Source organism: Azoarcus sp. Soil_N_20 (assembly GCF_057656155.1).
In genome coordinates this window covers 1-26,452 of record NZ_JBDGKX010000004.1, presented here as the reverse complement: position 1 = coordinate 26,452, position 26,452 = coordinate 1, and the positions used below count along the sequence as shown (strand labels likewise).

Genomic DNA, 26,452 nt, shown 5'->3' with positions numbered 1-26,452 from the left:
GGTGAACCGGGAAGTTGCTACAGATCCAGGCGCAGCGACACCCACTGCCGGGTATCGACGACGCGGTCGGCAGGATCGCCGCTGGCCTTGAACTCGCCGTGCTCGCCGTTGATCGACTGGGCGGTGTAGGCGACTTCGCCCCGCAGCCCGCCGACATTGAAGGGGTAGCCCAGGCGAAGATCGAAACGCCGGTAGAAGTCCACCGCGCTGTTTCGGGTCCATTTCATGTTGTCGACCCAGTAGCCTGCGACCGACACGTCGATGCCGCCGGGCAGCTTCTGCATGATCAGCAGCGAGGTGGAGCGCTGCGGCGCAGAGCGCTCGGTCTGTTGCATGATCCGGTCCCGATTCCGCTCGGTCTCGAGCGTCACCACCCCCGAGCCGGGAAGGACTTCCGGCAGATAGGAAGCATTGATGCGGACAAACGCCTGGCCCAGCATCAACCGGGTGGCGGCAAACGGTTGCCAGCGCCACTGGTATTCGACGCCCTCGATCTTCACCCGCTGGATGGGCGTAAAGAAATCGGCCCGCGCATCGACGCAGGGCCCCGGAAAGACCGGCACATCGCAGAGCGCGGGGTCGTTGAGCCAACGGTTTACGCCGAGCATCCGGTTGGGGATGCGCTCGCGAAACAGACGCACGTCGAGGCTGCTGTTGATGCGCTTCCACTCACCGAGGTAGCCGATCTCGACCGTGGTGATCTTCTCCTGCTCCATCCGCGGATTGCCGTAGAAGTCGCGCTCATAGACCTGTCCGGCGGGGATCGGGGTCCCGTCCGCGGTGGCGAAGGGGCTCAGCCTGCGGTCGCCACGATAGTCCACCGTGCTCCCGGTGCGATGGGCTCTGGATGCACCGAAGCGCACCGTATGCTCGGGGCTGAGGTGAAAGTTGGCACCCATCCGCGGTGAAAAATTCCTGCCGGCCAGCGAGTCGTATTCGGACGCCGCACCGAGGTTGCCGGTAAACCAGGTGCTCGGCGTCCACTCGAGGTTGCCGAACACGCGCCCGACCCGACGATACACGGTGCGCTGATCATGCAGATAGGTTTCCGAGCGCAGGCTGTCCAGACGGTAGCCCGCCCCCCACACCACGCGCATGGTCGTCGCAGGTGCAAAGGCATGCTGCCCCTCGAGTTCGTGTCGCGTCCCGAAATCGCCGAACTGATCGATCCGGTACAGCAAGTCGTCGTTACCGTTCCACTCCAGGTCGTCCAGGCGCTCGACGTGCGTCTCCGAGCCCCGGTCCTCGATGTAGGAGTAACGCAACTGCAGGTCCGAATTCGCGCCGAGCGAGCGCAGCCAGAGCGCCTGCAGGTAGGTATTGGACTGCTTGAAGTCGCGCATCGGGTTGCCCGGATCATCGCCCCCGGTCAACACGTCGTCGTCGGACTTCGCGAGACGGCCCTGCCTCGTGGTGGCGTCGACATGCCCGACACTGAGTTGCAGTTGATCACGCTGGTTCAGCCAGAAGTCGGCACGCAGATTGAACAGCCGCGACCGGAACGAATCCCGCCAGTCGAACTGGTCCTCGAAGCCGTCGTCGTCCTTGCCCTGATAAGTGAAGCGGAAGTCACCCGCCTCGCTCAACCGCCCGCCGGCGCGCAGCGTGGTGTCGCGCACGCCCTGGTTGCCGTGATTGACCCCGACCGACACCCCGCGCACCAGCGCCGGGTCGACGGTGATGATGTTGATCACGCCGAGAAAGGCATTCGAGCCGTACGACACGGCGTTCGAGCCGCGCACGACCTCGATCCGTTCGATGTCCTCCAGCGCCACCGGCAGCGTCGCCCAGTTCACCCCGTTGCGAAACAGCGGCGAATATTGCGAGCGGCCGTCGATCAGCACCTGAACCCGCGGCGAAAAGTCCTCGTCGGTGAGGCCATGGTAGGTCACCCGCGCCGCGTCGGTGTTGTTCGGATAGGTCTGGAAGCCCGGCACCAGGCGGAAGACGTCGTTGAGATCGCGGGCACCGCTGGCCTTGATCATGTCGCGGTCGATCACCGTGACCGATGCGGACGCATCCGCCAGGCGTTGCGGCAGACGGCTGACCGATGCGACGATCGGCAGTTCGCTGAAAAAAAGGTCCTCGCCGACTACGGCGAGCGCTTCCGACGGCACCGAACCGAGTGCGGCCACCAGCAATCCCGCGTACAACGGCGCGCCCCTCCGCCGGAGCTGGGGCACGGACGAAATCGACCAGCGCACGCGCGCCTGCGCCGCTGCCGCCGGAATCGGGCAAATCCGGATTTCTGCTGCTGACTGCATGGGGAGTTCCTGCTTGTTCTTATTACTTAAGTAAGGTAAAGCCGTAGCGGCCGGTCCGCGACCGGAGTATCCGTGGCCAAAGCAAGCGGCGTCAATCGCCGAAACACGCTCGCGCGCCCGCCAGAGCGGGACCGGCGGCGCTTCCGGGCGCAGCGGATCAGGGAAAAACAGCCACTTCGACCCCACCTTGGGCGCATTGGTGGCGGCTCGCGCTTGCGTGGTTTTTTTGCAAAAACCCGACAACGTCGGGTCAGCTTCCGGTGCGATAGCCCGCGCTGTCGATGCCGAGCTTGGCCAGCTTGTCGTAGAGCGTCTTGCGCGGCACGCCGAGTGCATCGGCGGCGGCGGCCACATCCCCGCGGCTGTTCGCCAGCGCACTCTCGATCAGGCATTGTTCGAAAGCGCCGACGCGCTGCGGCAGGCTCCGGCCGGTGGCGGCGACGAGCTCGGGCTGCCCGAGCCCGAGCACGAAACGCTCGGCAGCGTGCTGCAGCTCGCGCACGTTGCCGCTCCAGTCGCCGCTCAGCAGCCAGTCGGTCACCTGCGGCGTCACCTGCGGAGGCGGTCTGCGGTAGCGCTCGGCGGCCTGCAGGCAAAAGGCATGGAACAGCAGGGGGATGTCCTCGCGCCGCTCGCGCAAGGGCGGCAGGCTCAGCGTGACCACGTTGAGGCGGTAGTAGAGGTCGGCCCGGAAGCGCCCGGCCCGGCTCTCGGCGGCAAGGTCGACCTTGGTCGCGGCGACGATGCGGCAGTCCACCTGAATCAGCCGGTTCGAGCCGAGGCGCTCGACCACCCGTTCCTGCAGCACCCGCAGCAGCTTGGCCTGCAGCGCGAGCGGCATGCCCTCGATCTCGTCGAGGAACAGGGTGCCGCCATGAGCATGTTCGATCTTGCCGGCACGGCTGCGCGTCGCGCCGGTGTAGGCGCCCGGCTCCACCCCGAACATCTCGCTCTCGAACACGCTCTCGGGCAGCGCGGCGCAGTTGATCGCAACAAAATTGCCCTGCCGCCGCCGGCCCGACTCGTGCAGGCCGCGGGCGACGCGCTCCTTGCCGGTGCCGGTCTCACCATGCACGAGCACGTCGACGTCGGTATCGGCCAGTTCGGCGACCAGTTCGCGCACCCGGCTCATGCCCGGGCTGTTGCCGAGCAGGCCGTCCACGCCGGTGGTCTGCTCGAGCTGGCGGCGCAGGGCGCGGTTCTCCAGCACCAGACGACGCTTCTCCAACGCCCGGCGAACGATGTCGAGCAGGCGCTCGGGCGCAAACGGCTTCTCGATGAAGTCGTAAGCGCCGGCGCGCATTGCCTCCACCGCCATCGATACATCGCCATGCCCGGTCACCAGGATCACCGGCAGGTCGGGGTCGATCGCCACCACCCGCTGCAGCAGGGCCAGCCCGTCCATGCCCGGCAGGCGCACGTCGGTCACCAGCACGACCGGGCTGGCGGTTCCCAGTCTTGCCACGACCGCTTCCGCACGGTCATGGCCTTCCACCGCGATCTCTGCCAGGGCAAAGGTCTGGCAGCCGGCGGCCCGCACCGCATCGTCATCCTCGACGTAGAGCACCTTCATGTTCGATCCGCTCATTCCATTCGCTCCACGGTACGCCCCTCTGCCGCCGCGGCATCCTGTACCGGCCAGCATACGCGCACCAGTGCCCCCCCCTGCGGACGCTGGTGGAAGCCGATCCGCCCGCCGGAGGCGCCGACCAGATCGCTGACGATCGCCAGTCCCAGGCCGAGGCCCTGCCCCAGCGGCTTGGTGGAGAAGAATGGCTGGGTGACCTTTTCGTTCAGGGACGGATCGATCCCCGGTCCATTGTCGGCCACTTCCAGCACCAGTTCGGCGTTGTCGCGGGTCATGCTGACCTCGATCTCGCCGTCGGCCTGCCCCGCGAGTGCATCGAGCGCATTGCCGATCAGATTCGCCAGCACCTGTTCGAGCGCCTGTGCCTGCAGCGGCAACTCGATGTCCTCGGTGCGCACCCGCAGCGTGACCTGCGCGGCCTCGATGCGCTGCGCCAGCCAGCCGGTCACCGTGTTCAGGGTCGGTGCCGCCGGCGCCCGACCGTGCACGGTCTGCTGGCGCGATGCGAACACCTTGAGCTGTGCGGTGAGGCGGGCCATCCGTTCCACCAGCCCGATCATCTGCTTCAGGTTATCCGCCAGCGGGGCATGAAGACCCCGCTCGATGAAGGTGAGGCTGTTGCCGGCAAAGGTGCGCATGGCGGCCAGCGGCTGGTTCAATTCATGGGCCACACCGGCCGCGACCTGACCCAGTGCCGACAGCCGGTTGGCCTCGATCAGGGCCTGTTGCGCACTGCGCAGCTTGTGCTCGGCTGCGGTTCGTTCACCGATCTCGCGCACCAGTTGCGCATTGGTCGCGGCCAGATCCGCGGTGCGCTCGGCAACGGTGCGTTCGAGCACGCCCTGCGCCGCCAGCCGCTCGCGCAGGCGGCGGGCGCGCTGCGCCCAGTACAGGCCAGCCACCCCGAGCACCATCAGTGCAAGGGTCGCCACCAGCGTTTGCGCACGGGCGGCCTGCACGGCCGGGGTGGTATCGACCAGCATCAGCATGCGCCAGTCGACCCAGCCGAGATCCTGCGCCCGGAGCACGAACTCCTGTCCGCTCAGGCGCACCCGCCGTGCATCGAGGCGGAGCAGCGGCAACGGCTCCAGGCGCTCGGTAAAGTATTGTCGCGTCGCTGCCAGCGTCTGGCGCGAGGCCGCGGACAGCGGTGCCAGCGTGCCGAACTTCCATTCGCTGCGCGACGACAGCGCAACCACGCCATCGCGGTCCACCACCAGCAGGGTTTCGCCGCTCTCGCTCCAGGTCTGCTCGAGCAGGGTGAGTTCGACCTTGACCGCCAGCACGCCCACCACGCGGCCATCGTCGATCACCGGATGGGCAATGAAGAAGCCGGGCACCCGCGTCGTGGCGCCAACCGCGAAAAACATGCCGGACTCGCCGCGCAGGGCATCCTGGAAGTATGGCCGGAACGCGTAGTTCTCGCCGATGAAGCTGTCCGGCCGCTGCCAGTTGCTCGCCGCCAGGGTGAGACCGGCCGGATCGATCAGGTACAGCATGCCGGCGCCGGTCCGTTCATTCACCCGCTCCAGCAGGCGGTTGGCCGCATCCACGCGTTGCGGATCGTCCGCATGGGCAAGCAGTTCGCGCAGGCCGGGGTGCTGCGCCAGCACCACCGGCAGGCTCTCATAACGCAGCAACTCGGCATCGAGGCTGGCCGACAGCAAGGCGAGGCGCTGGCCGGCACTGGCGTCGAGCTCGTCGATACCGGCCCGGAAGCGCAGCTGATACACCGCGACCAGCAGCGGAACCACGACCAGGAGCAGCACGAACACCCGGAATCCGGGTGTTTTCAGGGTCGGCAGCCGGGGGCGCACGAATCAGCGCTCCGCGTTCGCCGGGGCACAGGCGTGCACCTCGGTCACGCCGCCATCGGCGGGCAGCAAGGTCGCGAGCGGCACGCACGTCGTCGCCGTGCACCACTCGTAATCCGGCGTAAAACCTGAACGGGTGAGACGCAGCAGCGCATGCGCCGTGCGCGGATGCCACTCCCACACCCCGTCGCGCAACACCGCTTCGGGCGCCGGCTCCATGCCGGCACCATGGCCCCGCACCCGCACCGCATCGAGCACCAGTTCCGCGCCCTCCACCCTCCAGTCCTCCTCCCAGCGCACTTTCTCGATCGAGTGGGTCCACGCCAGGGTGAAAGCATTGGCGGCGAGGCTGACCGCCGCCACGGCAGTTGCGAGGCAGACCGCCATCACGAAGTCATCGGCGCCAGCTGCCGTGCCCGCCACAGATGCCATCCGAACACCACCGAAGCGAGACTGAAACCGAGTTCGTCGGTCATCGGCATCGCCACCACCAGCATCGACGCGGCGACGAAGGCGAGCACGCGTTCGATCACACTCATCGGCGTACGGAAATATCCCACCACGGCAACGCCCCACAAGGTTACGGCCAGCAAGGCCTTGAAGAACACATACACGGTGGCGTCCAGCCCCTTGTCACCCTGCAGCATCAGTTCCGGCGCATACACCGCCATGTAGGGCACGATGAAGCCGGCCACCGCGATCTGCAGTGAGCGCACCCCGATCTTCAGCCCCGACTCCTTGGCGATCGGCGCTGCCGCGAACGCCGCCAGCGCCACCGGCGGAGTCAGGTCGGCCATGATCCCGAAGTAGAAGACGAACATGTGCGACACCACCAGCGGCACACCGAGTTCGAGCAGCGCGGGCGCGGCGATGGAACTGGTGATGATGTAGTTGGGGATGGTCGGAATGCCCATCCCCAGCACCAGGCAGGTCAGCATCGTCAGCACCAGCGACAGGAACAGGCTGTGCTCGCCGAGCATGATGATATACCCGGCAAAGGCGGTTGCCGCGCCGGTCAGGGTCAGCGAACCGATGATCACCCCCACCAGCGCGCACGCCACCCCGACCGGCATCGCGTGCAGGGCGCCATCGGCGAGCGACTGCACCGCCAGCTTCAGCGTCGACCGGCCATCCTTGTGGCGCGCGAGCAGCACCGCCAGCACCGCGATCACCGCCATCACCGCGACGATGCCGACCGATGCGAACGCCGAGCACGCCAGGCCGAGCACGATCCAGAACAGCAGGCGCAGCGACAAGCCGTTGAGCCGGCTGGTAAACGAGGCCCCGAAGATCAGCACCACGGTCAGCGCCAGCCCGACCATGCCGGCGAACAGCGGCGTGAATCCGGAGAACAGCAGATACACCAGCGCAAGCAGCGGCGCGAGCAGGTACCAGCGCTTGCGGATGGCCATCCACGGGTCCGGGCATTCGGACTTGGGCAGGCCCTCGAGCCCTGCCCTGCCCGCCTCCAGGTGCACCATCCAGAACACGGTGAAGAAGTACAGCACCGCCGGAATCGAGGCCGCCTTGCAGATCTCGATATAGGGCACGTTGATCGTTTCGGCCATGATGAAGGCGACCGCCCCCATCACCGGCGGCATGATCTGCCCACCCATCGAACTCGTTGCCTCGACCGCACCGGCAAAGTCAGCGCGATAGCCGAACTTCTTCATCAGCGGGATGGTGAACTGGCCGGTGGTGACCACGTTGGCCACCCCCGAGCCGTTGATCGTGCCCATCAGCCCGGACGACACCACCGAGACCTTGGCCGGCCCGCCCTTGGTGTGACCCACGGTGCCGAGCGCGAAGTCGTTGAACAGGTGGATCATCCCGGCCTGCTCGAGGAAGGCGCCGAACAGGATGAACAGGAAGATGTAGCTCGACGACACATAGGTCGGCGTGCCGAACACGCCCTCGGTGCCGAAGGCGAGTTGGCCCACCACTTGGTCGAGCCCGTAGCCGCGGTGACCGAGCACGCCCGGCAGGTATTCGCCGAACAGCGCATAGCCGAGAAAGCCGAGACAGATCAGCGGCAGCGCAAAGCCCATGATCCGGCGCGCGGCCTCGAACACCAATACCAGGGTGACGATGCCCACCACCATGTCGGCATCGGTCAGCTCGCCGGCACGCTGCACCAGTTCGGCCTCGAACACCCAGTGGTAGGCGCCGAGCGCGAGCGCGCCGAAGCCGACCGCCTTGGTCAGCAGGCTGGTGCGCGAGGTGCTGCCGCCGCGCCACGGGTAGATCAGGAAGGTCAGCAGCAGCAGGAAACCGACGTGCATCGCGCGCACGACCGAACTGGATATCGGGCTGAAGGCCGCGGTGATGATCTGGAAAATCGAGAACAGGATGGCGCAGTAAAAGACGATGCGCATCATCCCGTGGCCCGCCTCGGCGGCCGGCGTGGATGCAGTGTGGCTCATGGGAACTCCGGTCTGGAAATCGACAGGACAAGACGGACGGGCGCCGCCGCACCCGCGACTGAACACGGCAGTGCCGGTGCGGCGGCGCCCGGATCGGGCGGGCTTACTTGATCAGGCCCTTCTCGCGGTAGTACTTCTCCGCACCCGGGTGCAGTGGCACCGGCAGCCCCTGGAGCGCGTTCTCGAGCCGGATCTGGCGGGCGGCGGCATGCGAGGTGCCGAGCCGGTCGAGGTTCTCGAAGATGCCGCGGGTCATCTCGTACACCACCTCGGTCGACACCTTTTCGTGGGTGATCAGCAGGTTGTTGATCGCCACGGTCGCGATCTCGGTGCTCTGCCCGTCATAGGTTCCGGCGGGAATCGCCGCCGAGCGATAGGCCGCATCGCCGACCTTGGCCACGACCTCGGCCGGCACCGGCACGAAGTTGACCTTCACCGCGGTGGACAGGTCGCGCAGCGCGGCCACGCCCAGGCCGGCCGACTGCAGGGTGACATCGATCTGGCGGTTCTTCATCAGCTCGACCGATTCGCCGAAGGGCAGGTACTCCACCTTGGCAAAGTCGCTGTAACTCAGGCCGGCCGCTTTCAGGATCGCCCGTGCGTTGATCTCGGTGCCCGAACGCGGCGCTCCGACCGAAATGCGTTTGCCCTTGAGATCGGCGAGCGACTTGATGTTGGCATCGCCGAGGGCGACGATCTGGATGTAGTTCGGATAGACCGAGGCCACCGCGCGCAGCCGGTCCATCGGTTTGAGGCTGACATCGGACTCGCCCTTCCACGCATCCGACACCGTATCGGCCAGCGAGAAACCGATTTCGCCACGACCGCTCTGCAGCAGATTCAGGTTTTCGGCCGACGCCTTGGTGGCCTGCACCTGGACCTTGGAGTCGGGAATCTTTTCACCGTAGATCTGCGACAGCGTGACGCCGAGCGGGTAGTACACCCCGCTGGTGCCACCGGTCAGCACATTGACAAAAGTCGCCGCGGAGGCGGCCTGGGTGGCCACCGCAATCAGGGCACCGAGCAGACAGTTGCGCGCTAGGATCTTCATCGAACGTCTCCTGAAATATAAGTTTTATGTATTCGCTCATCACTTCTGCGAGCACGAACCTAAACGCAATCGCCGTGCCAGGAAGATGAGCGCAAAGATGGTCATCAAGACATTGTTTATTAACGTATTTTTTAGACGCTCCGAAAACTGGGGACGGCCTCGTTCCGGAACTTCGGAATTCGCCCGCGCAGCGTGTCCGGAGTTCCGGAACCCCACCTGCCCGAACGCGCGCTCCACCGGCGATCACGCATATCGGCGCCGGCCCGGTTCTGGTAAAAATCGTTGCCCGAACGGACCCGCATCCGCCATGGCGGGCAAGCAGACAATGAAGGAGACGACATGGAGACGATCGACTGCGTGGTGATCGGTGCCGGCGTGGTGGGCCTGGCCTGCGCACGCGCGCTGGCGCTGGCCGGACGCGAGGTGATCATCCTCGAGCGCGAAACGGCCTTCGGCACCGGCATCAGCGCGCGCAACAGCGAAGTCATCCATGCCGGGCTCTACTACGCCCCGGGTTCGCTCAAGGCCCGGCTGTGCGTGGCCGGCCGCGACCTGCTCTACGCCTACTGCGCGCAACGCGGCATCGGCCATGCGCGCTGCGGCAAACTGCTCGTCGCCCCCCATCCCGAACAGGTCCCAGCGCTGCAGGCGATCCACGACCGTGCCGTTCACAACGGCGTGACCGATCTGGTCTGGCTCGACCGCAAGGGTGTGAAGTCCTGCGAACCCGCGCTCGATGCCCACGCCGCCCTGCTCTCGCCCTCGACCGGCATCGTCGACAGCCACGGCCTGATGCTAGCGCTGCTGGGCGAGGCCGAGAACCACGGCGCCATGCTCGCGCTCGCCAGCCCGGTGCACGGCGGCAGGATCGATGACAAAGGCATTGTTCTGCAGGTAGGCGATGCAGCGAGCGGGCAGACCGAATTGCGCGCCCGCTGCGTGGTCAACGCCGCCGGGCTCGACGCGGTCACTCTCGCCGGTCGGATCGAAGGCGTGCCGGCGGCCGCGCTACCGCAGGCGCGCTACGCACGCGGGGTGTATTTCAGCTATCGCGGCCGCGCGCCCTTCTCCCGCCTCATCTACCCGATTCCCGAGCCCGGCGGACTCGGCGTGCACCTCACCCTCGATCTTGGGGGCCAGGCCAAATTCGGCCCCGACGTCGAGTGGATCGAGCACCCCGACTACACCGTCGACCCGGCCCGCGCCGAGCGCTTCGCCCGGGCCATCCGCAGCTGGTGGCCCGCGCTCGAGGCCGACCGCCTCGAACCGGGCTACGCCGGGGTCCGCCCCAAGATCGTCGGCCCCGGCGAAGCGGACGCCGATTTCCGCATCGACGGCCCCGCACGGCACGGCATTCCCGGCCTGATCCAGCTGTTCGGCATCGAATCGCCCGGCCTCACCGCGGCCATCGCCATCGGCGACCACGTCGCAGCACTGGCCAAAACACCCACGCCCTGATCGGTGCTTCAGCCCAGCAGCGAGCGCAGATGGTTGGGCAGCGCGAACTGCGCGCGATGGACCTCGCCGTTGTAATGCTGCAGCGCGCCGATACCGCGCTCGACGATGCGCCGGTCGACCTCGGCCGCCGCGATGGTGCGCGGATCCAGCGTTGCCGATGCGGTGGCCAGGCCCCACAGGCTACCGTACAGCGGAATGTAGAGAAAATACGGTCGCACCAGCGCAAACACCGCGCGCAGGCGCTGCACCAGTTCGCGCACGCGCGCGGGCTGGAACGCCGGCGCCCCGAGGTGCAGCGCAAGGGCGCCACCGGGCGCGAGCAACGCGCCGCAGGCACGGAAGAAATCTTCGGCGTACAGCGCCGCGGCGGGCCCGACCGGATCGGTCAGGTCGAGCACGATCAGATCGTAGCGGTCGCCGGCAGCCGGTCCGTCCTCCATCACGTAATGCAGGCCGTCGCCGATCCGGATATCGAGTCGCGGATCGTCGAGGGCCCCGTTGTGCACTGTCTGCAGGTGCGCACGAGCAATGTCGATGACCTTCTGGTCGAGTTCGACCAGCACCACGCGCTCCATGGTCGGATACTTGAACAACTCGTCCGCCGAGCCGCCATCGCCACCGCCGATGATCAGCGCCGTGCGCGGGCCGGGGTGCGCGATCGCCGGCACATGGATGATGTTCTCGTGATAGTGGAACTCGTCGCGCTCGGAACTCATGAAGCAGCCGTCGAGCCGATACAGGCGACCGAGCTGCGGCGTGTCCCACACCTCATAATCCTGCCACGTCGAGCGCCCACGCTCGATCAGGCGTCCGGCACGGAAAAAATATCCGGCGTCATCGTTGAGCCATTCGAAGATCAGCTCATTCCCGTCACGCGGATTGCGGTCATCCATTGCCCGGCCCCCCGTTGCGCATGCCCGTCCTCGGCGATGGCCGCGGCGCGCTGTGGCGGCGACTCGGGTTGACGTTCATGCGCATGTCGGCGCCCCCTACCAGGCGACGGCTGCAAAGGTGAACGACTCGCGCTCGCGCCGCCACACGACGCCGTCGCGACCCACCGCGAGCCACCACGTCTGCGCCCCCGGATACGGGCCCCTGCGGGCAAATCCGTCCGGCGTCAGCAGTGCAAGACACCAACCCGGAAGAGGGTCGCGCACCGAGCGATAGAGAATGCCGCCCAGGCCGGCCTCGCGCACCAGCCCGGCAAACGCCTGGGTCGCCGCATAGTCGTGCGGGTGCATCCACACCCCGGTACTGTCATTGAACGGCGGCTCGCGCAGATCCACCACGGCGGTGGCAATTTCGGCACGGAAGGCGGTATGCGCGACCGGTTCGATGCGCTCGAGATCGACCGCATCCATCAGGAATTTCCAGCGCCAGTAGCCGAGCTCGGCACAGGCGGTTCGCACCGCCCCCGCCCCGTAGAAAACGCCCGGATCGGTGACCGCGCGAAAGCGCGAACCACCACGTCGGGGTAAATAGCGGAACGGTGACGCGAGCAGGTAATCGAGCTTGTCGGTGGCAGCAGCAGGCGCCGGCTTGCTGCCCTCGAGCAGGGCCTCGAGCACGTCCTGCTCGTCCGTGCTGTCGACGATCTTCATCGTGGACGCGACATGCTGCGCTTCCACGATGCGCCACACCGGGCCGCGCCAGGCGCGCGCCTCAGACGAGACCGCGGGAGGCGTCCAGATAGTGGACGACACGTACCAGCCCTTCGGTGCTGCGGATGAGGTCGATCGGACGGCCGTTGAGCGCGCGGTTTTCACTGTTGAGCCATTTGCGCGCGCCGGGCCCGTCGCCGACGATGGAGTCGAGCGCACGAAAGGCACGCACGAACAGCAAGGCAAACTCCCACTCCTTGCGCCCCTGGTCGAGCTGGTAGCTGCCGCTGTAAAGCCGGGTCACCGTTGCCGGACTGACCCCGAGCACCCTTGCCAACAGCGCACGCGAGACATCCAGACGCTCCGCGGCACGCGCCACCGCCTTGCTCAGTACCGAGGCCGCTTCAGGTTTGCCGGCAGGTTGCCGGGCGATTGCAGGCATCGCACACCTCCTTTCCATAGAAACAATAGTAGATCATTATTTCCATGGAAACAAATTCTCATTTGCCCTGCAGGTGTGGCGCGCCGATCGCAAGCGCCTCGTCCCGCGCAAACGCCATCAGTTGCGGGTAAAAGCGCAGGAATCCCGCCTCGATGGCGCGCCATTGCCGGACATCGAGCGTATCCAGTCCGTCGCCGAGGGCGACCGGCTGGCGCAGACGGCGGCCGATGCCGTCGAGCGCCTGGCGTAGTCCGTCGACGCTGGCATAGGCCGACAACCAGTCCTGTTCCGCCATCCGGCGCAAGGGCCGGGGCAAGCCGTCGGGCAGCAGCACCGGATGCTCGACCCGGCTGTCGAGCACGGCCGCGTAGCTGTGATCGAGAAAGGCCGGCAGTGGCTGGGCGCTGAAACGCGACCAGTGCACGCTCAGAAAATGGTCGTACAGCATGTCGGCGAGAATGCCGCCGAAGCGCCGCCATGGCGGCTCGAAACTGGCCACCGCGGCGCGATGCTCGGGATGCGCATCGGTGTAGGCATCGACACGCCGATGGAGGCGGATGCCGACGGCCAGTTCCGGAGCAAGGTCATCGGGTACCGCGCCCTTGACGAAATCGCCGAGCAGGTTGCCGGCCGGAGAGGTCGCGCTGACCTGGGCCAACTGCAGATGGGCGAGGTAGTTCATCGGCGCGCGAACGGTGGCTCGATCACTTCGACCGGAGTCGCGCGAGCTGTCGATCGTGCACCCGCGACAGCAGCATTACCGCCACCAGCGCACCGAGAAAGGCCAGAAACATGTCCGACTGGGTATCCCACTCGTCGCCCTGGGTGCCGAGGAATTCGTCGGCCCCCTGCCCCATCACCAATGCCGCCCACCATTCGATCAGCTCGTACCACGCGCTGATCGCCATCGCCACGCAGATCGACAGAAAGCCCGCCATCCGCCGCCCGGTCACGTACGCATCGCCGAGCAGGATCTCGCGTGCGAGCAGCGCCGGCACCAGTCCCTGCGCGAAGTGACCGATCTTGTCGTAGGGATTGCGCTCGGTCGCGAGCACCTCCTGCAGCCAGAAGCCGACCGGCACCCGTGCATAGGTATAGGTCCCGCCTGCGATCAGGATCACGGCATGCACCAGGATCAGGCCGTAAATCAGCGAGGTGAGCGGATGGCGGCGATAGGTGAGCATCAGCACCGGCAAGGCGATCAGCACCGGTGCAACCTCCATCAGCCAGGTCGCACGGTCGTAAGGCTGGATGCCGGACAGCGCCAGCAGCACCACGGTCAGTCCCACCGCCCCCAGCAGGATCGGCTCGCGGGGCCAGCGCCCCTTTTCCATCCACTCCATCGATTCGCCTCGCTACTGAACGGTAAGCCGGTCCGCCGTCGTGGCTGGCGGCCTTCGCCAAGGCGACATGATGCCAAATCAGGGCATCCAGAACCTAGCCTCTTCGGTCACCGCGACTTGCGGATCGACGCTATCGGCCACCGTGAACCGGATCGGGTGCGAACCGCCACGCAGCGCGCCCGGCTCCACCCGAACCTGTGCGGTCGCGGAAGCGGACGCAGCCGCCGGCACTGCGAGCACGAGGGGCTCGGCCAGGTGGATGCCGTCCACGCCATCCACGGTGACGACGAAGGTGCGCGGCTGCTCGCTGGCATTGATCAGCTGCAGCCGGAACGCATTCTCGATCGACCCTTCGCTGGTCTCGGTTGCGAGCGCGGCACGATCACGCTCGATATCCACCTTGAGCGGCACCCGGATGGCGAGCGACCACACCGTGGCCACGAGCATCGCGAAGAACACCGCCGAGTAGATCAGCACCCGCGGACGCAGGGCGCGGCTGATGATCGTCGACCGCGATGACTTGTTCTTCAACGCATTCTCGGTCGAATAGCGAATCAAGCCGCGCGGATAGTCCATCTTGTCCATGACCTGATCGCACGCATCGATACAGGCTGCACAGCCGATGCACTCGAGCTGCAGGCCGTCGCGGATGTCGATGCCGGTGGGACAGACCTGCACGCAGATGCTGCAGTCGATGCAGTCACCCAGACCCTGTTCGGCGGGTACCGCCTTCTTCGAGCGGCCGCCGCGCGCCTCGCCGCGCGCCTCATCGTAGGCCACGATCAGCGTATCCGGGTCGAACATCACGAACTGGAACTGCGCGTAGGGGCAGATGTACTTGCACATCTGCTCGCGCATGAAGCCGGCGTTGCCGTAGGTGGCCGCACCATAGAACAGCACCCAGAAGGTTTCCCAGCCACTGAGCGACAGGCTCATGGTGGCGGCAGCCAGCTCCCGGATCGGGGTGAAATAGCCGACGAAGGTGAACCCGGTCCACAGCGCCACGACCAGCCACGCCGCGTGCTTGGCGGTCTTCAACCCGAGCTTGCGTGCGGACCACGGCGCGGCATCGAGCTTGATCCGCCGCGGACGGTCGCCCTCGATGCGTTGCTCGATCCACAGGAAGAGTTCGGTATAGACCGTCTGCGGACAGGTGTAGCCACACCACACCCGGCCGACCACGGTGGTGATGAGGAACAGGGCCAGCGCCGACAGCACCAGCAGGACCGCCAGATAGATGATGTCCTGCGGCCACAGCACGAAATCGAAGACATAGAAGCGGCGCGCGTCGAGATCGAACAGCACCGCCTGCCGCCCGTTCCACGGCAGCCAGCACAGGCCGTAGAACACGATCTGGGTCAGCCAGGCGAACACCCAGCGCCAGCGCTGGAACAGGCCGCTGACCGAACGGGGATAGACCTTGGGATCGGAGGCAAACAGGGGCTGGATCGGGATGATCCGTTGGGAGCTGCGCGGTTCGTGCATTGCGGGGTGGCCGATGGGGGTGGCGGAGACCGGTCTCGTTGGCCGGTTTAAGATATATTTTCGATACCTCTTCAGCCTAACAGCGTCACGGTCCATAATCAACATCGTCGCTACACCTTATGACCATGCCATGCGCCTCAGTGCCTTCTCCGACTATTCACTCCGCGTCCTGATGCACGTCGGCGCCCACGCCGACCGCGTCACCACAATCGGCGAGATCGCCCGCCTGCACGGCATCTCGGAGAACCACCTGACCAAGGTCGTGCATCAACTCGGCCGGGCCGGCTATATCACCACCCTGAGGGGCAAGGGCGGCGGCATGCGCCTGGCACGCGAGCCCGGCCAGATCTCGCTGGGCGAGGTCCTGCGCCAGACCGAAACCGACTTCCTGCTGGTGGAGTGTTTCGTTCATGGCTCGGGCTGCCACATCGAGCCCGAATGCCGGCTCAAGCCCATCCTCGGCGAGGCCCTGGGCGCCATGTTCCGCGTGCTCGACAGCTACACCCTGGCCGACATTCTGAGTCCGGCAGGCGACGGCGTCGCGTTCGTCGAAATGGTCAGGGCCGGCGTCCGGCATGCTCCCCCGCCGGTCGCCGGCGAGGCCTGATCGGCCGCCAGCGCGCGGCTCACGCCAGTGCTGCCAGTTGCCCCTGATAAAGCTCGGCGATCAGGTCGCGCGGGGTGACGATTCCGCTCAACCTCCCCTCCTCGTCCACGATCGGAATATGGCTGTGGCCCGCGCCGCCGAGCAGGGCGATCAGTTCAACGACCGGGGTGGATTCGGTCGCCGTTTGCGCCGGCGTGCTCATGATCTGGCCGACGACTTCTGCCTTGTCGCTGTGGGTGCTCCCGCTGCGCCGGATGAAGCGGCGCAGCTGCACGTCGAACCCGCGATAGCCGTCGAGATCGGCACGGCGCATGAAGTCGGCACGGGTCAGGATGCCCACCACCCGCCGCGCCCGATCCACCACCGGCAAGGCCTTGATCTGGTGTCGGCGCATCAGGGCCCAGGCCTCTTCGAGCAAGGTCCCGAACTCGACCGCAACCACCCCGCGCGTCATCACCTCGTCGCAGCGCACGGTGCCGAAACGGCGCCGGTAGGCGTGGGCCTCGGCACGCAGGAAAAGGTCACGCAGATCCTCGCGACTGATATCGAGCACCTGGTTGTACTCGTCGAGCACGGCGTCCAGATCCTCTGCGGCCAGCCCGCTGATCGCCGGCGGCGTGATACCGGCCGGCTCTGCGGCGGCAATCACCGCTTTCCGATGCGGGTACGGGCGTCCGGTGGCACGGTTGTAGATCACCGCCAGCACCAGCAGGCAGGCCGAGTTCACCAGCACCGGATAGATCACGAAACCGTAGCCCAGGCCCTCGATCGCCGGCCCGCCGACCACCGCGGTCAGCGCCACCGCCCCGGCTGGCGGGTGAATGCAGCGCAGCAGGAACATCAGGCCGATCGCAGCCGAGACCGCCACCGCCGCGGCCATCATCGGGTCCGGAAACCCGCGCGCGCAGGTCACACCGATCACCGCCGCCACCAGGTTCCCACCGAGCATGGCCCACGGCTGGGCGAGCGGACTCGCCGGTACCGCGAACAGCAGCACCGCGGAGGCGCCCATCGGCGCAATGACCCAGGGCAACACGGCATCGTCTACAAGAAGCCGTCCCAGCATGGCGGTGACGAGGATGCCGAGCAAGGCGCCGAATGCCGCCCGCACGCGCTCGCTGCCACTGACATGGTGCTGATCCGGGAGATAAGCGCTCAGCCCCTTCCGCAGCCATGAAATCCGGCTTCGCAGCCCCTCCATCACGGCAATGCGCCCCGGCGGGCGGGCAACGATTCCCCCGCCGGCGAAGGGCAACCGCGAACGACGCAACAAACATGCATGGCGAGCAGCATCCTCACATGGAAATGTATTCCGATTCGTCCATCCGGGCCGTACCGTCGCCGACGCCGGCAAGGGACGAACGTCCGTGATTGGACTCGAGGACGGGGCAGGACGGAATGACCGCGGTCAAGCCGCAGCGGTCGTGCCGCTGCCACCGCCCCGCAGGTGGCGGCTTGTGCCCGGTAGCCGGAAGCCGCTTCGTCCCATCGGCACTTGGTCGGACCGTTCAAGCCTTCCCCGACGCCTTCTGCGTCCGGCCGAACATCGAGCGCACCCGGCCGAACAGCGTCACCGCCAGCAGGGTCAGGGCCCCGCCGATGATGCCGACCACCACGTCGAGCACCAACGGGGTCAGCACGCCGAACACGCCCCCGACCCCCGCCACCGCTCCGGCCACGCCGGCCACCTGCTCGATGCCGTGGTGCACCACCGGAATGCCGTGGGTCAGGATGCCGCCGCCGACCATGAACATGGCCGCGGTGCCGATCACGGTCAGCGCCTTCATCAGGCGTGGCGCGGTCAGCAACAGGCCGCGCCCGATCGCACGGCCGAAGGCATTCGCCTTGTCCAGCAGGTGCTGCCCCACGTCGTCCATCTTGACGATGCCGGCCACCAGGCCATAGACCCCGACCGTCATCACCAGTCCGATCGCCGACAGCACCGCCAGCTGGGTGCCGAAGGCCTTGTCGGCAACGGTGCCGAGTGCGATCACGATGATCTCGGCAGAGAGCACGAAGTCGGTGCGGATTGCGCCCTTGATCTTGTCGGCCTCGAACACCGCGAGATCGATACTTTCGTCGGCCACCGCGGCGAGTTGCTCGGCATGATGCGCGGCGTCCTCCCCGGCAGGATGCAGGAACCGGTGCGCCAGTTTCTCGACCCCCTCGTAGCACAGGTAGAGCCCGCCCAGCATCAGCAAGGGCGTCACCGCCCACGGGATGAAGGCGCTGATCGCCAGCGCCGCCGGCACCAGGATCAACTTGTTCTTCAGCGAGCCCACCGCGACCGCCCACACCACCGGCAGCTCGCGCTCCGCACGCACGCCCGACACCTGCTGTGCGTTCAGGGCAAGATCATCGCCGAGCACCCCAGCGGTCTTCTTGGCGGCGACCTTGGTCATCACTGCGACATCATCGAGGATGGTCGCGATGTCATCGAGCAGGGCAAGCAGACTGGCTCCAGCCATTGGGTATCCGTTCGGGTCAGGGCTGCCGGAGGCGGCAGCGGAGTATCGGTGAAGCGCGAAGCCGCGGCGCAGGCGCCGGACACTCACGCGGAAGGAAAACGGGTCGCACCGCGGTCGTTCGCAACGGGCAAGGTCAGGCGGCGAACCGGCAGCTGCCCGGTCCATGCGGCGCCGCCCGGAACGCGGCAAGCTGCTCCGCCCGCTCCGACAATCGGTTCAAGGCCGGGAAGGCCGCGACATCGACGTTCTCGGGCACCATCGCGCGGGCAAAGTACCACGCGACCGCGGTGGTGATGCCGGCCTGATCGATCGTCGCATTGTCGACCTGCAGCGACCGCGCACCTAGCGCAGCCTCCAGCGCCTCGAAAGCGGCCGTCAACTGTCCGGCCACCCGGTCGACCCAGGGCATGTGGCGCTTGTCGGCCGGGCGCAGCTCCTTTTCATACACCAGCTGCACGCTCTTCTCGCATGCCGCCAGCGCAAGCCCGATCATGTGCAGGGCCCGCATACGCTCGCCGGGCGCATGCGGCATCAACGACCTGCTGCTCGCGGCCAGGCATTCGGCATAGTCGAGGATCAGCGTCGAATCCATCAACACCGTGCCGTCGTCGCACACCAGCGACGGCGCCTTCACCACCGGGTTGATCGCGCGGAAGGCGTCGAAGTGGCGGAACACCGACAGCGGTCGATGCTCGAACGGCAGGCCGAGCAGCTGGAGCGACACCGCAACGCGGCGTACATAGGGCGAATCGAGCATTCCGATCAACTGCACAGCCTCTCTCCCGGGTTCATCCGTGACCCCGGAAGTGTATCGTCTTCGCATCGATCACGGCAGCTCCGCCGACGCGCCGCCGGCATCCGACAGCAGCTCGGAGATCACGCTGCGCAGCCAGCGATTGCCCGGATCGTGGTGATAGCGCTCGTGCCAGTGCTGCTTGACCGCGTAGGCAGGCAAGGTAAACGGCACCGGCAGCACACGGAAATGTCCCCGCCCCTCGAGCACTTCGCCCAGCCGGCGAGGAATGGTCACCAGCAGGTCGGTGTGCTCGATCACGAAGGCCACGCCGAGGAAGTTCGGAATGCGCAATGCGATCCGCCGGGCGATGCCCTGGCGGGCGATCTCGCGATCCACGATCAGGTGGCCGGTGCCCGACGAACTGACCACCGCATGGTCCTCGGCCTCGAACTGGGCCAGCGTGATCGACTCGCCGATCCGCGGATGCCCCGCACTGAGCATGCACACATAGCTCTGGCGGAACAGCGCCTGCTGGTAGAAGCCGGCCTCGAGCTGCGGCATGAAGCCCAGCGCCAGATCGGCGTCGCCCGCCTCCAGCATGCGCCCGGTATCGGCCGACAGTGGCGCGATCTCGATACGGATACCCGGCGCCGCCACCCGCAGCCGCTCCCACAGGCCGGGCAGCAGCACCAGCTGACTGATGTCGGTCATGCAGATGCGGAAGGTGCGATCGGACGCCGCAGGATCGAACACGTTGCGATGTCCGCTCACCCGCTCGAGCGCATCGAGCGCCTCGCGCACCGGATGGAGCAGACCCTCGGCGAGCGGAGTCGGCTCCATGCCCTGCGAGGTGCGCACGAACAGCGGATCGACAAAATGCTCGCGCAGCTTCGCCAGCGCAATGCTCACCGCCGGCTGCCCCAACCCGAGCCCGTCGGCCGCGCGGGTCACGCTGCGGGTCTTGTAGATCTCGTCGAACACCGCCAGCAGACGGACATCCAGCGTATTCATGCCGGCACCTCTATTCGAATATTGAATGCAATGGATTGATAGCATTGCATGGACCGAATGTCGAGGTCTCGATACAGTGGTCCCATCACAACACGAGAACCACCGCTCTGATCCGGATCAAATTTTCCGGACTTTCCCGAAGGCGGCGGTTCGATGACGGAGGAGTACGAGACATGCTGGAACTCGGTCGCATGGAAGACCTGCCCGCGGAGTATCGCGCGGCCCTCACCGCCCACAACCTGGTGCCGCTGTGGCCCAGCCTGCGCGCGGTGCTGCCGCCGGGCAAGCCGGCGCTGCGCACCCGACCCACCTTCTGGGCATATGAAACCGTGCGCCCGCTGCTGCTGCAGGCGGGCGAACTGACCCCGATCGAGAAGGCCGAGCGCCGCGTGCTGGTGCTCGCCAACCCCGGCCACGGTCTGGAAAAGATGCAGGCCAGCTCGTCGATCTACCTCGGCATGCAGTTGCTGCTGCCGGGCGAATGGGCGCCGGCGCACAAGCACACCCCCAACGCGGTGCGCATGATCGTCGAAGGCGAAGGCGCCTACACCACGGTCGACGGGGAGAAATGCCCGATGAGCCGCGGCGACCTGATCCTGACCCCGACCGGGCTGTGGCACGAGCACGGCCACGACGGCAGCGCGCCGGTGGTGTGGCTCGACGTGCTCGACCTGCCGCTGGTGTATTACACCGAGACGTCCTATCACACCGAAGGCAGGGAGCAGGAGGTCACCGCGACCCGGGGTGAGCGCAGCTATGCCCGCGGCGGGGTGGTGCCCTCGCCGATGTTCGCCCGCGGCGGCGATCGCCACTACCCGATGCTGCGTTACCCGTGGGCCGAAGCCCGTGCCGCCCTGGTGGCGCTGGCCGAAGCGCAGCCGCAGACCGAAGCGGTGCAGGTCGCCTATGTCAATCCGGAGACCGGTGCCGACTGCCAGAACATTCTCGGCTACTCGGCCCTGATGCTGCGCCCGGGCGAAGCCCTGCGCCTGCCGGTGCGCTCGCCGGCGATGGTGTTCCACCTGATCGAAGGTCGCGCCGAGGTCGACATCGACGGCACCGCGTTCAGGCTCGGCGCGGCCGACACCTGCTGCGCCCCGGGCTACACCCCGGTCACGCTGAAGAACGGCTCGGCGAGCGAGCCGGCCTTCGTCTTCATCGCCGACGAAAGCCCGCTGCACAAGAAGCTCGGCGTCTATGAAGTGCGCGCCTGAACCCGGCTCGTCCGCGACAACGACAAACACACCCCCACTTTCAGAGAGATACGAAATGACCCAAGCCAACTATCTGTGGAACCCGGCCCCGACCTATTCGCTGCCGGTGCGCGGCAGCGCCGCGCGCCTGCCGGTGCGGCGCATCTTCTGCGTCGGCCGCAACTACCACGCCCACGCGGTGGAGATGGGCCGCCCGGTCGACAAATCGACGATGAGCCCGTTCTACTTCCTCAAGGACGCCTCCACCCTGGTCGAATCCGGTGCCACCGTGCCCTATCCGACCGGCACCTCCAATTACCACTTCGAGATGGAGCTGGTGGTCGCGATCGGCAAACCCGGTTTCCGCGTCGCCGAAGCCGACGCCCATGAACTGATCTACGGCTACGCCGCCGGCCTCGACATGACCCGCCGCGACCTGCAACTGGTTGCCCGCGAGCAGGGCCGGCCGTGGGATCTGGGCAAGAACTTCGAGAAGTCCGCAGTGTGCACCGAGATCGTGCCCGCCGGATCGGAGGTGCTCGACCAGGGCGCGATCAAGCTCCAGGTCAATGGCGAGACCAAACAGACCTCCGACCTGTCGATGCTGATCTGGAACGTGCGCGAGATCATCGCCGACCTGTCGAAGTTCTACCACCTCCTGCCCGGCGACCTGATCTACACCGGCACCCCCGAGGGCGTCGGCGCGGTGAAGCCGGGCGACCGCATCACCGGCCATGTGGATGGCGTGGGTGACATCGCCCTGACCATCGGCCAGCCCGAGTAAGCAGCCGCCCCGCCCCCACGGGAGCGCGGGCATACCCTGACCACGATTGCAGCGCACCTGCCCCGCGCCGGTGCGACGGGCAGCTTTTTGCCCGCTGATTTGCCCCTGGCACACCAGAACACACTCAATACGAGGAGACAGACATGACCCAGAACCTTCCCATCATCGTCGCCGGCGGCGGCATCGGCGGCCTCGCCGCAGCACTGGCGATGGTACGCCAGGGATTCGCCGTCAAGGTGCTCGAACAGGCGCCCGAGATCGGCGAGATCGGCGCCGGCATCCAGCTCGGCCCCAACGCCTTTCACGCCTTCGACGCCCTCGGGGTCGGCGACAAGGCGCGCGCCCGCGCGGTGTACACCGACGACATGGTGATGCACGACGCGCTCGACGAATACCAGGTCGGCAAGATCCCGACCGGCGAGGCCTTCATCAAGCGCTTCGGCAACCCCTATGCGGTGATCCACCGCGTGGACGTGCACCTGTCGCTGCTCGAAGGCGCGCAGGAGACCGGCCGCGTCGAGTTCCTGACCTCGACCCGGGTCGAGCGCATCGAGCAGGACGAAGCCGGGGTCACCGTCTACGACCAGCACGGCAACGCCCACCGCGGCCTCGCGCTGATCGGCGCCGACGGGGTGAAGTCGGTGGTGCGCCAGCAATTCGTCAATGACCCGCCGCGCGTCACCGGACATGTGGTGTACCGCGCCGTGATCGACAAGAAGGACTTCCCCGAAGACCTGCAGTGGAACGCCGCCAGCATCTGGGTCGGCCCCAACTGCCACCTGGTGCACTACCCGCTGCGCGGCGGCGAGCAGTACAACGTGGTGGTGACCTTCCACAGCCGCAACAAGGAGGAATGGGGCGTCACCGAGGGCAGCCCGGAAGAGGTGCAGAGCTACTTCCAGGGCATCTGCCCCAAGGCGCGCCAGCTGATCGACCTGCCCAAGAGCTGGAAGCGCTGGGCCACGGCCGATCGCGAACCCATCGGGCAGTGGAGTTTCGGCCGCGTCACCCTGCTCGGCGACGCCGCCCACCCGACCACCCAGTACATGGCCCAGGGCGCCTGCATGGCGCTGGAAGACGCGGTCACGCTGGGCGAAGCGCTGCGCGTGAACAACAACGACTTCGCCAGGGCATTCGACCTCTACCAGCGCTCGCGCGTCGCCCGCACCGCGCGCATCGTGCTGTCCTCGCGCGAGATGGGCCGCATCTACCACGCCAAGGGCGTCGAGCGCCTGGTGCGCAACGAGCTGTGGAAGGGCCGCAGCGCCGAGCGCTTCTACGACGCGATGGAATGGCTGTACGGCTGGAACGTCGACAACTGCCTCGCCCGCGGCTGAGGCGCGCCGACGATGCAGCTCTACAACTTCTTTCGCAGCGGCACCTCGCACCGGCTACGGATCGCGCTCAACCTGAAGGGCATCGACTACGACTACGTCGCGGTCGACCTGCGCACCGAGGAGCACCTCGGTGCGGCCTTCAAGGCGCTCAATCCGCAGCAGCTGGTGCCGGCGCTGGTCGACGGCGACCTGACCCTGATCCAGTCGCCGGCGATCATCGAGTGGCTCGAGGAGCGCCACCCCGCTCCGCCGCTGCTGCCGTCCGACCCCGACGACCGCGCCCGGGTGCGGGCAATGGCGGCCATCGTCGGCTGCGACATCCATCCGATCAACAACCGCCGCATCCTCGAATACCTCAGGAAGCAACTGGGGCAGGACGAGGACGCGGTGCTGGCCTGGTGCGCGACCTGGATCGAGGCCGGCTTCGACGCCCTCGAGGCACTGCTAGCCGCCGACACCCGGCGCGGCGCCTTCTGCTTCGGCAACGCGCCCGGTCTGGCCGAGGTGTATCTGATCCCGCAGGTCGAGAGCGCACGCCGTTTCAACATCGACCTCGCGCGCTGGCCCAACATCGTCGCGATCGACCGTGCCTGTGCCGAACTCGACGCCTTCCGCCGTGCCGCGCCCGGGGTCCAGCCCGACGCTCCCGGCGCCGCGCGCTGAATCCGCAGCCCGAATCCTAGAAGAAACACCCCCATCCACGAGAGGAGACACTCATGAACATCCGTAAAATCACCCTCGCCCTGACCGCCGCCCTGCTGCTTCCGTCCGCCGCCTTCGCGCAGGAAGTGGTGATCAAGGTCGCCCACTTCCTGCCCCCGGTCGCCCCGATGCACGCCAAGGTGATCGTGCCCTGGTGCGACAAGATCACCGCCGAATCGCAGGGTAAGCTGAAGTGCCAGATCTACCCGGCGATGCAGCTGGGCGGCACCCCGCCGCAACTGCTCAACCAGGTGCGTGACGGCGTCGCCGACGTGGTGTGGACCCTGCCCGGCTACACCCCGGGCCGCTTCCCGGCTTCCGAAGTGTTCGAACTGCCCTTCGTGACCACCACCCACGAAGCCTCGGCACGGGCGATGTGGGATTACGTCCAGGCCCACGCAAGCAAGGAATTCACCGGCATCAAGCCGCTCGCCACCTGGGTCAATGGCCCGAACGTGCTCCACTTCCGCGACAAGCAGGTCAGGACGCTGGAAGACATCAAGGGCATGAAGGTGCGCGCCCCGTCGCGCCTGGGCAACAAGCTGTTGACCACGCTCGGCGCCACCGCGGTCGGCATGCCGGTGCCGCAGATGGCCGAGAGCCTGTCCAAGGGCGTCATCGACGGTGCGCTGATTCCGTGGGAAGTGGTGCCCGCGACCAAGACCCAGGAGCTGACCAAATTCCACGCGGAATCTGGCAGCGCCCGCGCGATGACCACCGCGACCATGATCTACGTGATGAACCAGAAGAAGTACGACAGCCTGCCGGCCGAGCTGAAGAAGGTCATCGACAACAACAGCGGTCGTGAATTCTCGGCCTGGGTCGCCGCCCAGCACGTCGCCGCCGACGCGGTCGGGCGCGAGGCCACGGTGAAGAACGGCAACACCATCTACTCGATCCCGGCCGACGAGATGGCGCGCTGGGAAGCCGCAGCCAGGCCGGTCACCGAAGAGTGGATCAAGGACACCGCGGACGGCCAGAAGCGCTACGACGACGCCGTCGCCCTGGTCAAGAAGTACTCCGCAGCACCCTGAGCGGTCCTGCCCCGGCAGCGCCCTGCCCCCTTATGGGGTGGGGCGTTGTTCCATCAAGACAGAGAGAAAATCGAAATGGCGGAAGCAATCGAGCGCCCCTACGTCCCCGCAGAGGGACACTTCGGGCGCAGCATAGAACGGGCCTGCAGCGTGCTGGCCATCCTCGGCGGCGTGTTTTTCCTCGCCGAAGCGCTGATGTCGGTGACCAGCGTGATCGGCCGCGCGCTGTTCAACCTGCCGGTGCCGGGCGACTACGAGCTGGTGCAGATGCTGTCGGCGATGGGGATCGCGATGTGCCTGCCCTATTGCCAGCTCAAACGCGGCCACGTGTTCGTCGACTTCTTCACCCTGTGGGCACCGCCCGCGCTCAAGCGCGTGCTCGACGCGATCGCCTCGCTGCTGCTCGCGGGCGCGTCCTTTCTGCTCGCGTGGCGGATCTGGGACGGCATGCTCGAGATGCGCGAGTACGGCGAGACCTCGATGGTGATCGCGCTGCCGGTGTGGTGGGGCTACATCCCGGTCGCGCCGTCCTTTGTGCTGCTGGGCATGACGGCCCTGCTGACGGTCTTTGACGAACTGAGCGGGAAGGTGTCGGCATGAGCGGAACCACGATCGGCCTCCTGATGGGCGGCATCATGATGGCCATGCTCGCGCTGCGGGTGCAGATCGGCGTGGCCATGTTCCTCACCGGCTCCATCGGCTACATCTGGATTTCGGGCTGGGACCCGCTGATGGCCTACCTGAAGAACGCGCCCTATGGCCGCTTCTCGCTGTACGACCTGTCGGTGGTGCCGCTCTTCCTGCTGATGGGCCAGTTCGCCACCCATGGCGGCTTGTCCAAGGCCCTGTTCAAGGCCGGCAATGCCTTCATCGGTCACTGGCGTGGCGGCATGGCGATGGCGGGGGTGGCCTCGTGCGCCGGGTTCGGGGCGATCTGCGGCTCCTCGCTCGCCACCGCGGCGACGATGAGCCATGTGGTGCTGCCGGAATTGAAGCGCCACCAGTACAAGCCCGGCCTCGCCACCGGGTCACTGGCCGCCGGCGGCACCCTGGGGATCCTGATCCCGCCCTCGGTGCCGCTGGTGATCTACGCCATCCTGGCCGAGCAGAA

The 26,452-nt window shown here is 66.8% G+C and carries 25 protein-coding genes; 9 read left to right on the top strand and 16 right to left on the bottom strand.

What is annotated here, in order from left to right; translation table 11 throughout:
- Positions 1–17: 17 nt before the first annotated feature.
- The 6 genes from AC3A35_RS09625 to AC3A35_RS09600 all read right to left on the bottom strand — a co-directional run bounded on the left by AC3A35_RS09625 (position 18) and on the right by AC3A35_RS09600 (position 9,140).
- Positions 18–2,264: a TonB-dependent receptor plug domain-containing protein gene (locus AC3A35_RS09625; RefSeq protein ID WP_487435834.1), complete on the bottom strand. Its 2,247-nt coding sequence runs from the start codon at positions 2,262–2,264 to the stop codon at positions 18–20.
- Between the two features lie 250 nt (positions 2,265–2,514).
- Positions 2,515–3,852 carry a sigma-54-dependent transcriptional regulator gene (locus tag AC3A35_RS09620; RefSeq protein WP_487435833.1) on the bottom strand — a complete coding sequence of 446 codons (1,338 nt, stop codon included), beginning with the start codon at positions 3,850–3,852 and terminating at the stop codon, positions 2,515–2,517.
- On the bottom strand, positions 3,849–5,669 hold the full coding sequence (locus tag AC3A35_RS09615; RefSeq protein ID WP_487435832.1) for a sensor histidine kinase: 1,821 nt from the start codon (positions 5,667–5,669) through the stop codon (positions 3,849–3,851). The genes AC3A35_RS09620 and AC3A35_RS09615 overlap by 4 nt, the downstream gene beginning before the upstream one ends.
- A gap of 3 nt (positions 5,670–5,672) precedes the next feature.
- On the bottom strand, positions 5,673–6,053 hold the full coding sequence (locus AC3A35_RS09610) for a DUF1850 domain-containing protein (RefSeq protein ID WP_487435831.1): 381 nt from the start codon (positions 6,051–6,053) through the stop codon (positions 5,673–5,675).
- On the bottom strand, positions 6,053–8,089 hold the full coding sequence (locus AC3A35_RS09605) for a TRAP transporter permease (protein ID WP_487435830.1): 2,037 nt from the start codon (positions 8,087–8,089) through the stop codon (positions 6,053–6,055). Before AC3A35_RS09605 ends, AC3A35_RS09610 begins: the two co-directional genes overlap by 1 nt.
- A gap of 103 nt (positions 8,090–8,192) precedes the next feature.
- On the bottom strand, positions 8,193–9,140 hold the full coding sequence (locus tag AC3A35_RS09600) for a TAXI family TRAP transporter solute-binding subunit (RefSeq protein ID WP_487435829.1): 948 nt from the start codon (positions 9,138–9,140) through the stop codon (positions 8,193–8,195).
- Positions 9,141–9,479: 339 nt separating this feature from the next.
- Here AC3A35_RS09600 and AC3A35_RS09595 point away from each other — a divergent pair, with 339 nt between their 5' ends.
- Positions 9,480–10,598, top strand: coding sequence for an NAD(P)/FAD-dependent oxidoreductase (locus tag AC3A35_RS09595; protein ID WP_487435828.1), 1,119 nt, complete (start codon positions 9,480–9,482; stop codon positions 10,596–10,598).
- Between the two features lie 8 nt (positions 10,599–10,606).
- Here the strand turns inward: AC3A35_RS09595 and speE are convergent, their stop codons facing one another.
- The 6 genes from speE to ccoG form a co-directional block, all read right to left on the bottom strand.
- Positions 10,607–11,491, bottom strand: coding sequence for a polyamine aminopropyltransferase (gene speE / locus AC3A35_RS09590; protein ID WP_487435827.1), 885 nt, complete (start codon positions 11,489–11,491; stop codon positions 10,607–10,609).
- A gap of 96 nt (positions 11,492–11,587) precedes the next feature.
- The gene (locus tag AC3A35_RS09585; RefSeq protein ID WP_487435826.1) at positions 11,588–12,301 is read right to left on the bottom strand and encodes an RES family NAD+ phosphorylase; all 714 of its coding nucleotides are present in this window, start codon (positions 12,299–12,301) and stop codon (positions 11,588–11,590) included.
- On the bottom strand, positions 12,261–12,641 hold the full coding sequence (locus AC3A35_RS09580) for an antitoxin Xre/MbcA/ParS toxin-binding domain-containing protein (RefSeq protein WP_487435825.1): 381 nt from the start codon (positions 12,639–12,641) through the stop codon (positions 12,261–12,263). Before AC3A35_RS09580 ends, AC3A35_RS09585 begins: the two co-directional genes overlap by 41 nt.
- A 58-nt stretch (positions 12,642–12,699) precedes the next feature.
- Entirely contained in the window at positions 12,700–13,323 is a 624-nt protein-coding gene (locus tag AC3A35_RS09575; RefSeq protein WP_487435824.1) for an acyl carrier protein phosphodiesterase, read from the bottom strand.
- Positions 13,324–13,345: 22 nt separating this feature from the next.
- The gene (locus AC3A35_RS09570; protein ID WP_487435823.1) at positions 13,346–13,984 is read right to left on the bottom strand and encodes a DUF2238 domain-containing protein; all 639 of its coding nucleotides are present in this window, start codon (positions 13,982–13,984) and stop codon (positions 13,346–13,348) included.
- Positions 13,985–14,062: 78 nt separating this feature from the next.
- Positions 14,063–15,469, bottom strand: a complete 1,407-nt coding sequence (gene ccoG / locus AC3A35_RS09565; protein WP_487435822.1) for a cytochrome c oxidase accessory protein CcoG — start codon at positions 15,467–15,469, stop codon at positions 14,063–14,065.
- 130 nt (positions 15,470–15,599) lie between these two features.
- Between ccoG and AC3A35_RS09560 the strand changes: the two genes are divergently transcribed.
- Positions 15,600–16,076 (top strand): RrF2 family transcriptional regulator, encoded by a 477-nt coding sequence (locus AC3A35_RS09560; RefSeq protein WP_487435821.1) that lies wholly within the window; start codon positions 15,600–15,602, stop codon positions 16,074–16,076.
- A gap of 19 nt (positions 16,077–16,095) precedes the next feature.
- Here the strand turns inward: AC3A35_RS09560 and AC3A35_RS09555 are convergent, their stop codons facing one another.
- From AC3A35_RS09555 to AC3A35_RS09540, 4 genes are all read right to left on the bottom strand, one after another.
- Positions 16,096–17,277 (bottom strand): HPP family protein, encoded by a 1,182-nt coding sequence (locus AC3A35_RS09555; protein ID WP_487435820.1) that lies wholly within the window; start codon positions 17,275–17,277, stop codon positions 16,096–16,098.
- A 307-nt stretch (positions 17,278–17,584) separates the two neighbouring features.
- Entirely contained in the window at positions 17,585–18,544 is a 960-nt protein-coding gene (locus AC3A35_RS09550; protein WP_487435819.1) for a DUF808 domain-containing protein, read from the bottom strand.
- Positions 18,545–18,677: 133 nt separating this feature from the next.
- Entirely contained in the window at positions 18,678–19,316 is a 639-nt protein-coding gene (locus tag AC3A35_RS09545; RefSeq protein ID WP_487435818.1) for a glutathione S-transferase, read from the bottom strand.
- Positions 19,317–19,370: 54 nt separating this feature from the next.
- The gene (locus AC3A35_RS09540) at positions 19,371–20,291 is read right to left on the bottom strand and encodes a LysR family transcriptional regulator (protein WP_487435817.1); all 921 of its coding nucleotides are present in this window, start codon (positions 20,289–20,291) and stop codon (positions 19,371–19,373) included.
- A gap of 173 nt (positions 20,292–20,464) precedes the next feature.
- Here AC3A35_RS09540 and AC3A35_RS09535 point away from each other — a divergent pair, with 173 nt between their 5' ends.
- The 7 genes from AC3A35_RS09535 to AC3A35_RS09505 all read left to right on the top strand — a co-directional run.
- Positions 20,465–21,505 carry a cupin domain-containing protein gene (locus tag AC3A35_RS09535; protein WP_487435816.1) on the top strand — a complete coding sequence of 347 codons (1,041 nt, stop codon included), beginning with the start codon at positions 20,465–20,467 and terminating at the stop codon, positions 21,503–21,505.
- 55 nt (positions 21,506–21,560) lie between these two features.
- Complete coding sequence (locus tag AC3A35_RS09530; protein ID WP_487435815.1) at positions 21,561–22,268, top strand: fumarylacetoacetate hydrolase family protein; 708 nt, start codon at positions 21,561–21,563, stop codon at positions 22,266–22,268.
- Positions 22,269–22,411: 143 nt separating this feature from the next.
- Entirely contained in the window at positions 22,412–23,605 is a 1,194-nt protein-coding gene (locus tag AC3A35_RS09525; RefSeq protein ID WP_487435814.1) for a 3-hydroxybenzoate 6-monooxygenase, read from the top strand.
- Positions 23,606–23,617: 12 nt separating this feature from the next.
- On the top strand, positions 23,618–24,268 hold the full coding sequence (gene maiA / locus AC3A35_RS09520; protein WP_487435813.1) for a maleylacetoacetate isomerase: 651 nt from the start codon (positions 23,618–23,620) through the stop codon (positions 24,266–24,268).
- 53 nt (positions 24,269–24,321) lie between these two features.
- Positions 24,322–25,341 (top strand): TRAP transporter substrate-binding protein, encoded by a 1,020-nt coding sequence (locus tag AC3A35_RS09515; protein WP_487435812.1) that lies wholly within the window; start codon positions 24,322–24,324, stop codon positions 25,339–25,341.
- A 75-nt stretch (positions 25,342–25,416) separates the two neighbouring features.
- A complete protein-coding gene (locus tag AC3A35_RS09510; RefSeq protein ID WP_487435811.1) occupies positions 25,417–25,941 on the top strand; it encodes a TRAP transporter small permease in 525 nt (174 codons plus the stop codon).
- The coding region (locus tag AC3A35_RS09505) for a TRAP transporter large permease subunit (RefSeq protein ID WP_487435810.1) at positions 25,938–26,452 on the top strand (515 nt) is incomplete at its 3' end. The genes AC3A35_RS09510 and AC3A35_RS09505, both read left to right, overlap by 4 nt.